Annotated in this window: 14 protein-coding genes; 4 read left to right on the top strand and 10 right to left on the bottom strand. The window is 68.1% G+C overall.

The features are described 5' to 3' along the window. Positions 1-102: 102 nt before the first annotated feature. Positions 103-825 (bottom strand): peptidylprolyl isomerase, encoded by a 723-nt coding sequence (locus ACRDPS_RS20065; RefSeq protein WP_431503427.1) that lies wholly within the window; start codon positions 823-825, stop codon positions 103-105. Between the two features lie 185 nt (positions 826-1,010). Here ACRDPS_RS20065 and ACRDPS_RS20060 point away from each other — a divergent pair, with 185 nt between their 5' ends. Continuing rightward, entirely contained in the window at positions 1,011-1,472 is a 462-nt protein-coding gene (locus ACRDPS_RS20060) for a GNAT family N-acetyltransferase (RefSeq protein WP_431503426.1), read from the top strand. Here the strand turns inward: ACRDPS_RS20060 and ACRDPS_RS20055 are convergent. The 7 genes from ACRDPS_RS20055 to ACRDPS_RS20025 form a co-directional block, all read right to left on the bottom strand. Continuing rightward, complete coding sequence (locus tag ACRDPS_RS20055) at positions 1,427-1,957, bottom strand: DoxX family protein (RefSeq protein ID WP_431503425.1); 531 nt, start codon at positions 1,955-1,957, stop codon at positions 1,427-1,429. The two genes, ACRDPS_RS20060 and ACRDPS_RS20055, sit on opposite strands and share 46 nt — an antisense overlap. Beyond that, a complete protein-coding gene (locus ACRDPS_RS20050; protein WP_431503424.1) occupies positions 1,954-2,145 on the bottom strand; it encodes a hypothetical protein in 192 nt (63 codons plus the stop codon). The genes ACRDPS_RS20055 and ACRDPS_RS20050 overlap by 4 nt, the downstream gene beginning before the upstream one ends. A 148-nt stretch (positions 2,146-2,293) precedes the next feature. Beyond that, positions 2,294-2,926 carry a class I SAM-dependent methyltransferase gene (locus ACRDPS_RS20045; protein ID WP_431503423.1) on the bottom strand — a complete coding sequence of 211 codons (633 nt, stop codon included), beginning with the start codon at positions 2,924-2,926 and terminating at the stop codon, positions 2,294-2,296. Between the two features lie 25 nt (positions 2,927-2,951). After that, a complete protein-coding gene (locus ACRDPS_RS20040; RefSeq protein ID WP_431503422.1) occupies positions 2,952-3,497 on the bottom strand; it encodes a DUF1772 domain-containing protein in 546 nt (181 codons plus the stop codon). Beyond that, a complete protein-coding gene (locus ACRDPS_RS20035) occupies positions 3,494-4,243 on the bottom strand; it encodes a VOC family protein (protein WP_431503421.1) in 750 nt (249 codons plus the stop codon). Before ACRDPS_RS20035 ends, ACRDPS_RS20040 begins: the two co-directional genes overlap by 4 nt. Before the next feature lie 96 nt (positions 4,244-4,339). Next, entirely contained in the window at positions 4,340-4,615 is a 276-nt protein-coding gene (locus ACRDPS_RS20030; RefSeq protein WP_431503420.1) for a Fe-S cluster assembly protein HesB, read from the bottom strand. 96 nt (positions 4,616-4,711) lie between these two features. Next, the gene (locus ACRDPS_RS20025; protein ID WP_431503419.1) at positions 4,712-5,077 is read right to left on the bottom strand and encodes an MmcQ/YjbR family DNA-binding protein; all 366 of its coding nucleotides are present in this window, start codon (positions 5,075-5,077) and stop codon (positions 4,712-4,714) included. A gap of 118 nt (positions 5,078-5,195) precedes the next feature. Between ACRDPS_RS20025 and ACRDPS_RS20020 the strand changes: the two genes are divergently transcribed. Then, a complete protein-coding gene (locus ACRDPS_RS20020) occupies positions 5,196-5,615 on the top strand; it encodes an SPW repeat protein (protein ID WP_431503418.1) in 420 nt (139 codons plus the stop codon). A gap of 68 nt (positions 5,616-5,683) precedes the next feature. Here the strand turns inward: ACRDPS_RS20020 and ACRDPS_RS20015 are convergent, their stop codons facing one another. Next, on the bottom strand, positions 5,684-6,106 hold the full coding sequence (locus tag ACRDPS_RS20015; protein WP_431503417.1) for a PPOX class F420-dependent oxidoreductase: 423 nt from the start codon (positions 6,104-6,106) through the stop codon (positions 5,684-5,686). Between the two features lie 100 nt (positions 6,107-6,206). Beyond that, the gene (locus ACRDPS_RS20010) at positions 6,207-6,767 is read right to left on the bottom strand and encodes a carboxymuconolactone decarboxylase family protein (protein WP_431503416.1); all 561 of its coding nucleotides are present in this window, start codon (positions 6,765-6,767) and stop codon (positions 6,207-6,209) included. 45 nt (positions 6,768-6,812) lie between these two features. On the opposite strand from ACRDPS_RS20010, the gene ACRDPS_RS20005 reads away from it, so the two are divergent. Together ACRDPS_RS20005 and ACRDPS_RS20000 are read left to right on the top strand one after the other, a co-directional pair. Then, a complete protein-coding gene (locus ACRDPS_RS20005) occupies positions 6,813-7,142 on the top strand; it encodes a winged helix-turn-helix transcriptional regulator (protein WP_431503415.1) in 330 nt (109 codons plus the stop codon). Positions 7,143-7,182: 40 nt separating this feature from the next. Next, positions 7,183-8,492: aminopeptidase (locus tag ACRDPS_RS20000; protein WP_431503414.1), on the top strand; the 1,310-nt coding region annotated here is incomplete at its 3' end.

The raw sequence follows: 8,492 nt of genomic DNA, 5'->3' as shown, positions 1-8,492 counted from the left end.
GTCGAGAGGGCAGCGCAGTGCCAACTCGGCCTGCAGAACTGACTTCTCGGCCGTTGGGGTGACTTCTCGGCCTGCAGAGGTGACTTCTCGGCCCAGAGGGGGTCAGCCGACGGAGATGGTCTCGAAGTCGACAGCGGTCTTGGGGAGGCCGGTGCCGTCAGGGCCGGGTTCGGCAACGCCGGCCTCGCCGACCTCGGTGAGGGCCTTGATGGCGGCGTCGTCGAGGGTGCCGAACACGGTGTACGCCGGCGGGAGCTCTGTGTCGCCGAAGACCATGAAGAACTGGCTGCCGCCGGAGTTGGGCTGGCCGGTGTTGGCCATGGCGAGGGTGCCGGCGGGGAAGGTGTCGCTCTCCTCGAACTCGTCGGGGATGGTGTAGCCCGGGCCGCCGGTGCCCTCGCCGGTCGGGTCACCGCACTGCAGCAGCGCGAAACCGGGGTTGTTGCCGAGGCGGTGGCAGCTGGTGCCGTCGTAGTAGTCCTGCGAGGCCAGCGAGAGGAACGAGTTGACGGTGCAGGGCGCCTTGTCGGCGTCGAGGGTGATCCCGAGCTCGCCGACGGAGGTGTTGATGGTGGCGGGGACCTTGCCGGTGTACTGCGCGGTCTCCTCCGGCGCGTCCACCTCCTTGGCGGCGCCCATCGGGTCCTCGGCGTAGTCGCAGCTGGCCTTGCCCGGCTTGACGATCGACTTCCAGTCGCTCGACTCGCTCGACTTCGGGCCCTCGCTCTCGTCCTTGGCGCCGGAGTCATCAGAGCCCGACCCACAGGCGGAGAGCGTGAGGAGCAGGGCGGCGACGGCAGCGGCCGGAAGCGTACGAGAGGGCATGCGCAGATGTTAGGGGAGCGGGCCGAACGATGGCTCGACCGACCCCGACCGGCGTGCCGTCGCGACGTTCGCTCCGATCATTAGTTCGGCGCACTATCGCACACGATTGTCGCAGCCGGCGATACTGCACGAGCGCACCCTCACCCGACCCGCCACGACAGGGGAGGGCCGGATAATCTCTCTCCGTGCCATTGCGTTTCGAGCTCGACGACCTGACCCGGCCCGAGGTGATCCGGCTCCTGGAGGAGCATCTCGAGGACATGTACGCCGCGAGCCCGGCCGAATCGGTGCACGCACTCGATGTCGGGGCGCTGAAGGTGCCCGGGATCGCGTTCTGGTCCGCCTGGGACGACACCGAGCTCGTCGGCTGCGGTGCCCTCAAGTCACTGGGCGAGGGCGACCTCGAGCTGAAGTCGATGCGCACCACGGTCGCTGCCCGTGGCCGCGGCGTCGCGACCGCACTCCTGCGCCACCTGATCGCGCAGTCCCGCGAGGCCGAGGGCCGACGGATCCTCCTGGAGACCGGCAGCGACGACTTCCACGCGCCGGCCCGGCGTCTCTATTCGCGCAACGGCTTCAGCGAGTGCCCGCCGTTCGGCAGCTACGTGCTCGACCCCAACTCGGTCTTCTTCGAGCTCTCGCTGTAGTCCTCGAGATCCGCCGCCGACCCCCGCCGGAACAGCAGATCGTCGAGTGCGAGCTTGGTGCGGCGTACGACGATCAGATAGACCGCGATCGCGAGCCAGCCCAGGTCGCGGAAGGTGTCGGCGAGATAGCTGGGGTCGGCCGAGGCGCCGCCACCGCCGAAGCAGCCGCAGTCGATGTTGAGCCCACGCGCCCAGGCCGCGGTGATCCCGACGATGAACGAGCACAGGCCGAGCGCGATCGCGACGGCGGCCGTCCGGGTGAACAGCCCGAGAATGAGCATCGCGCCGAGCACGATCTCCGCGATCGGCATCGCGATGGCGTACGCAGGGGCCAGCTGCCACGGCAGCAGCTGGTAGCCGCGCACCGCCTGCTCGGTGATCGCCGGCTCGGGCAGCTTGGCGAGCCCGGCGGCGAGGAACACGAAGCCGAGGTAGAGGCGCCCGGCGAGACCGACCCACCCGAGGACGGCGGCGCGGGACTTCATGAGAGCACCACCCAGGACGCGCGCAGGGCGCCGAGGACGACGAACGCGGCCACCACCGCGTAGCCCGCCCACAGCACCGGCGCCGACGAGATCCCGTCGCGGATCTCGCGCCGCACGAACCACACCCCGAGCGCCAGCACGACCGCGGAGACCGCGGCCAGCCCGACGACGTACCAAACCTCGTTCACCTCGCCAGCGTGCCACAGGCAGCGCCCGCGATCACCGCTCGGACGCCCACCTTCAGCGCATCTTCAGGCTGGGCGGTGACTTCTCAGCCTTTCAGATCGCAGGCCGGCGAAATCGACCCCGCGGGAGGCACGAGCGACCTCTGCGCGATCACGGCTTGGTGGCAATCAGTCGCTCGATGATGCCAGCACGGCTGCGGCGGTGGTTCGAGATGGTGAACCGTGCCTCCTGCAGCAGAGGGAGGACGTCTCGGGTCTGGGAGTCGGTTGGCCGCTGGTGGTTCGCTGCAACGACTTCGATCGCGTGCTGGAGTGATCTCACGGCCCGATGCGGGCTGGCGACGTGCCCGAGAAGGACCAGTTGGCCGCCCCGGCGCAGGACGCGATGCATCTCGCCGACCGCAGCCCGGTCATCCGGAATGCTGCTCAGCCCGAGCGTGCACACCACGGTGTCGAACGCGTCGTCGCCGAACGGCAGCTCCTGCGCGTCGCCCTGCACGAGCTCCGCTCGGATCGCCAGCTCGCGGATCCGGCGGCGGGCCAGGGCAAGCATCCCCGTGCTGAGATCGACACCAACCAGCCTGTTGGTGCTCGGCGGGTAGTAGGGCAGGTTGCGGCCGGTCCCGACGGCAACCTCCAGCACCGAACCGCGAGCCTGACGACCGACCCAGGCTCTGCCGTCGCCGAGCATGATCCGTTCGTACCAGCCCGTCTCCCTGTCGTAGTCGGCTGCGTAGGCGTCGTACTGCCGCCGAGCCATGGCGACAGCCTCCGGGTCGGGCATGCTCACCAGTCCACCAGGGTGGTCGTCACGGGTGAGCTCGACGCATAGATTGGCGGCCGTGCAGGACGAGTGCGCGGGCAAGGGCGGCGACGGCGGCCGTGCAGAACAGAGTGCGCACCAGGTTGCCGACGACCCACGGCGACTCGAAGTCGCTGCGGACACGGGCGAGGTCCTTGATGCGGTCAGGGTCACCGGCCTGGTCGATGGCGTAGTTGAGCGGGATGTGGAGACCGCCGGTGATGGCCAGGACGACCCCGTAGAGCACCAGTGCGGCGATGGCCCATCGCATCGCCGGCCCGCGGACGAAGACCGCCTGCAGGATGACGGTCAACAGCATGAGCATCAACGCAAGGGTGAAGCTGAGCGGAAAGACCGGGTTCGTGTTGAAACGCTGGGTGATCTCCACGAACGTACGGTCGTCGGCGCCGGCCAGGTTGGGCATGACGGCTGCAGCGAAGGTGAAGTTCAGGCCGGCGACGAGGGCCAGCACGACCAGCGCCGTGCCGAGCGCCAGGCCGGCCAAGCCGTGACCGGCGGGGTAGCGGGTGACTTCCTGCGGTGCGCGGGTCACGACACGCGTCCTGTCGACGGGTCGCGGTCGGTGAGGCAGTAGACCTGCCCGTACGGCGCGCGCATCACGGTCCACCACTCGAAGACGCCGACCGTCTCCGCGCCGAGCGAGACCTGGCGACAGGTCTCAGAGGCACGGTTGGCGACCGCGAAGTCGGGATGTGCCCGAACCTCGCCCTCGTCGTCCGCGAGACGTTGCAGAAGGATGCGCAGTCCGCCATGAGGATCGGGGTCAGCGAGACGTACGAAGTCCGGAGTCCTGGCCTCTTCGAGAGTCCGCCCGGTGATCGACGCCCAGAAGCCGATCTCCTGCTCCCAGCGCGACGGAGGGACGTCGATGCACACCTGGTCGAGCACGCGGTCGTGATCCGTGCGAGCGAACCCCGTCGCGGGACCCTCGGTGAGCGTGTGGCAGAAGAGCAGGCCGCCGGGGGAGCGCATGACCGGCACGTCCTCGTACGTCCACGCCGGGCTCGCACCGAGCGACACCGAGCGCTCGAGTGCCGCCTCGCGGTCACCGGCGTCGAGGTCGAGATGGATCCTGGGCTCGGTTCCGTCGAGGGCCTGCATCTTCAGCCAGGGGTCGCCCTCCTGGGGCACCAGCGTGACGAACTGGCCATCCTCACCTCGGGACGGCGACGTCGCCCACCCGGTCGCCGCGGACCAGAACCCCACCGCTTCCTGCCACCGTGCCCGTGGCACGTCGAGGAAGAGATGGACCCAGGCAGGTACGCCGGCGGTGCTCATGTCGGCGACACTACGCGCGCGCTCGGACCGCCGCAGGCACAAAATGAGAGACGCCGGGGCGCACCGCGACTGCGGCACGCCCCGGCGAATCGGGGATCAGGCCTGCAAAGAGATCCCGAACTGTACGTTTCCGGTGTCGTCCATCCCGGCGTCGAGCACCTTGTCGTCGAGCTCGGCGGCGGCGCCCTGGTCGAGGAAGACCCGCGCGCCCTCCTGCTCGATGACCTGGTCCTCGGCCTCTGCGGTCGGGACAAGAGCGGCGCTCAAAGCACCGTCGGGTTCCGCACCCGAGGCGAGCCGGAGGCCGGCGCCGTCGGACTGCTCTGCAATGGATCGAACGATTGTCGTGGCGTTCTCGGTCAGCTGAAGCATGTCGAGATCTTCCATGGTTGGGTTCGGAGTACCCGCTCCACCATTCCTCACCATTCGGCCTCGTTCAAGCCCGGACGCCTGTGGCACCGCACCAGATCAGGCTTCCCAGCCCTCCGGGCGAAGCTTCTTGGGGAGCTTCGAGACGATCGTCACGTACGACTCGTCGACCGCCTCCAGGATCTCCTCGTCCGGGATGGCGCCGCCCCAGGACAGGTCGTTCCACCCCGATCGCCCGATGTATCCGGTCACCGTCACCTCGTCGGGATAGCGCAGCAACCACTCGTCGGCGACCTCCCGCGATGGCCCGCACTTCAACCCCACCTTGGCGCCCCCGAGGAACGCGAAGATCTTCCCGCGCTCACCCGGTCCGACCTTGATCACCGGATGCTCGTGCTCCCAGGGGTTGTCCGGCCAGGCACCGGGCTTGGAGAGGCAGTAGGCCTCCAGCGACTTCACGTCCATAACGGCCCATCTTGCCAGGGTTCATTCCGCCGTTGCGGGCCTAGAATGTGGGCTGGAGACAGTCGTTGCCTCTGGCATTTGGGCAAGGGAGGTGAACTAACAAATGTCGACTGAAAACTTGGCTATCCAGGAACATCCAGACATCGCGGCCCTCCGGGACCGGTTTGATCTGACCGGGTCGTCTGCCACCGCTCAGGTCGTTGACGGTGTCACGATGATGGCCGGCCTCTACCTGGCGATCTCGCCATGGATCGTGGGCTTCAACACCACGGCATCGCCGCTGATGGTCAGCAACCTGATCATCGGTCTCGCGGTTGCCCTGCTGGCGCTCGGGTTCGCGTCAGCGTTCGGGCGTACGCACGGTCTCGCGTGGACCGTCCCGCTGATGGGAGTGTGGACTGTCGTCGCACCGTGGCTCATGAACGGCGTCGAGACCACTACGGGCATGATCGTGTCCAACGTGATCGCCGGAGTCGTCATCGCGTTGTGTGGACTCGGTGCATCCGGGTTCGGCACGCTGTTCAACCCGCGGAGGTAGCCTCCAGCGGAATCGCTATCACCTGACCGGCCGAGCGAGGAGCGCTCGGCCGGGCTCGGTCGGCCGGATCAGCCCAGGTCAGCCCCGTAGACCTTCGCGACCGCGATGGTGATGAGCACCCGTCGGTCTTTGACCATCACCTCGCGGTACTCGTCCCAGTCGGGGTGCTCGCCGGCGCCACGTCGGTAGTAGTCGACGAGCGCGTCGACCTCCGGGCCGTCGGTAGAGGTGCCGGGGCCGGTCAGTGTGACCGTGCCCTCGGCCGTTGCCCAGGACCGCCCGCCAGGGGCATCGACCTCGATCGCCGCGCGCGCGTCGCGGCGGAGGTTCTTGGTCTTCACCAGCCCCTCGCGTGTGGAGATCAGGACCTCGCCGCGCTCGCGGTCGTAGTACTGCCACACCGGTGAGAGCTGCGGCAGCCCACTGGCCTTGATAGTGGCCAGGATCCCGTGGCGGGTGGTGGCGAGCAGCTCGTGCGGATCGAACGTCATGTGAAGCGCCTCCTCGATGCGGTCTCTGCGGGCTAGAAGGCCATCCGACATCAAATGCTTCCCGGGTGCCGATCTCCGCGAGTCACGCGTCGTCAGGTGGTCACCGGGGGATGGCCTCAGTGCCGGGTTCGAGCGGAAGGCGCAGAGTGCGGACGGCGTACGAGATCGCGTGGTACCAGCCGGCGAGCAGAGTGATCTCGAGTGCCGCGTCCGTGCCGACGGCGTCGACCAGCCGAGCCCATGTTGCGTCGTCCAGCTCGTTGTTGTGGTGCAGCGCGTCCACGGCGGCGACCACGGCGGCATCGGACGGCTCGCCCCAGCAGGGGTCGTTCTCCGTACCGGCGCCCAGCGAACGGAGCTGAGCCGCGTCGAGGTCGGCCTTCGCGGCGAACGTCGCCACGTGGATGCCCCACTCGTAGTCGGCACCGCACAACGCAGTCGTACGCAGGATCACGATCTCCCGGTGACGCAGCGTCATCGCCGCGCGACGAGAGAGGTAGTAGGACCCCCAGCCGGAGATCCCACGAGCAAGATCCGGACGCCGGGCGAAGACTCGGAAGAGCTGGATCGGCGGTCCGAGCATGTCCAGGGCGGCAGCGGTCTCCTCGTCGTACGGGGGTTCGAGCGGTTCCACCCGTGGGTGCTTCGAATTCAGAGGCATGTCTGGCAAGATAGCCCGCATGCTTCGAAAACAAAAGCGCAATCGATGACCACGCCACTCCCCGGGAAGCCGGTTCGCGGATCCACCACCGGTCGGCCGATCATGGCCCTGCTCGATCTGCTGGGCCGTCGCTGGACCCTGCGAGTGATCTGGGAGCTCCGCGACGAGGCGGCCGCACCGACGTTCCGTGATCTGCAGGCCAGGTGTGGGGGAGTGTCCTCGAGCGTGCTCTCCGCGCGCTTGCGCGAGCTGACCGCGGCTGGCGTCGTAGAGCACCCCGGGGACGGGTATCGCCTGAGCAAGATCGGTCGCGACCTTCTCGGCAGGCTCGAGCCGCTGGACGAATGGGCCTCTCATTGGCACCCAAATGAATAAACGGCGGCGGTGACGTCGTAGACCGGATAGGTTGCCGGGCATGCGTGCGCTGATCGGACGGATTCTGGTGACCATCGGGCTGGTTTCGCTGCTTGTCGCGACCCCCGCCAACCCCGCGAACGCGGCCGAGGAGGACATCCTCGACCGCCTCCTGGCCATCGAGGGCGTCAGCCTTATCGAGGAGAAGCCGGTCGAGGGCTATCGCTACTTCGTCCTCAACTTCACCCAGGCGGTCGACCACCGCGAGCCGCACGGTGCCACGTTCCAGCAGCGGTTCACGGTTCTGCACAAGGACACCGCCCGCCCGACGGTCTTCCAGACCAGCGGCTACGGCGTCTCGACCAACCCGGGCCGCAGCGAGCCGACCCGGATCATCGACGGCAACCAGGTCTCGATGGAATACCGGTTCTTCACCCCGTCGCGACCAGATCCGGCCGACTGGGACGACCTCGACATCTGGCAGGGTGCCAGCGACCAGCACGCCATCTTCAAGGCGCTGGAGCCGATCTATGGCGCCAAGTGGCTCTCGACCGGCGGTTCCAAGGGCGGCATGACCGCGACGTACTTCGAGCGTTTCTACCCGCGTGACATGGACGGCGTCGTGGCTTACGTGGCGCCGAACGACGTGGTCAACCGCGAGGACTCCGCCTACGACGACTTCTTCGCGAGCGTCGGCACCGAGGACTGCCGTGACCGTCTCAACGGCGTCCAGCGAGAGGCGCTCGTACGCCGCGAGGCGCTGAAGAAGACCTACGCCGATCTCGCCGCCTCCGAGGGATACACCTTCGAGACCGTGGGCAGCCTGGACTCCGCGTACGAGATGGTCGTGCTCGACTTCGTCTGGGCCTTCTGGCAGTACGCCGGCACGGCCGAGTGCTCGAACATCCCGGCCGACGCGCCCGCCGCCACCGACCAGGAGCTCTGGGACGCGATCGACTACTACTCGGGCTTCAGCTTCTACACCGACCAGGGCTTGAGCCCCTACACGCCGTACTACTACCAGGCCGGCACCGAGATGGGCGCCCCGACGATCGGCTTCCCGCACATCGAGGACGACCTGATCCGCTACGGCTACCAGCCGCCCCGCAGCTTCGTCCCGCGTGACATCAAGATGAGGTTCGACCCCTCCGTGATGCGCGACGTGGACTCGTGGGTGCGCAATCACGCCAACCAGATGCTCTTCGTCTACGGCGAGGCCGACCCGTGGGGTGCCGAGCGCTTCCGCCCGGGCGCCAGGACCGAGGACTCCTACGTCTTCACCGCGCCGGGCATGAACCACGGCGCCAACGTGGCCGGGCTAGTCGCCGACGAGCGCGATCTCGCCACCGCCCGCATCCTGGAGTGGGCCGG

The sequence above is a fragment of the Nocardioides sp. genome (assembly GCF_050699375.1).
GTDB lineage: Bacteria > Actinomycetota > Actinomycetes > Propionibacteriales > Nocardioidaceae > Nocardioides.
Note: the sequence above shows the minus strand (reverse complement) of the source record. Positions and strands in the feature narration are given on the sequence as shown.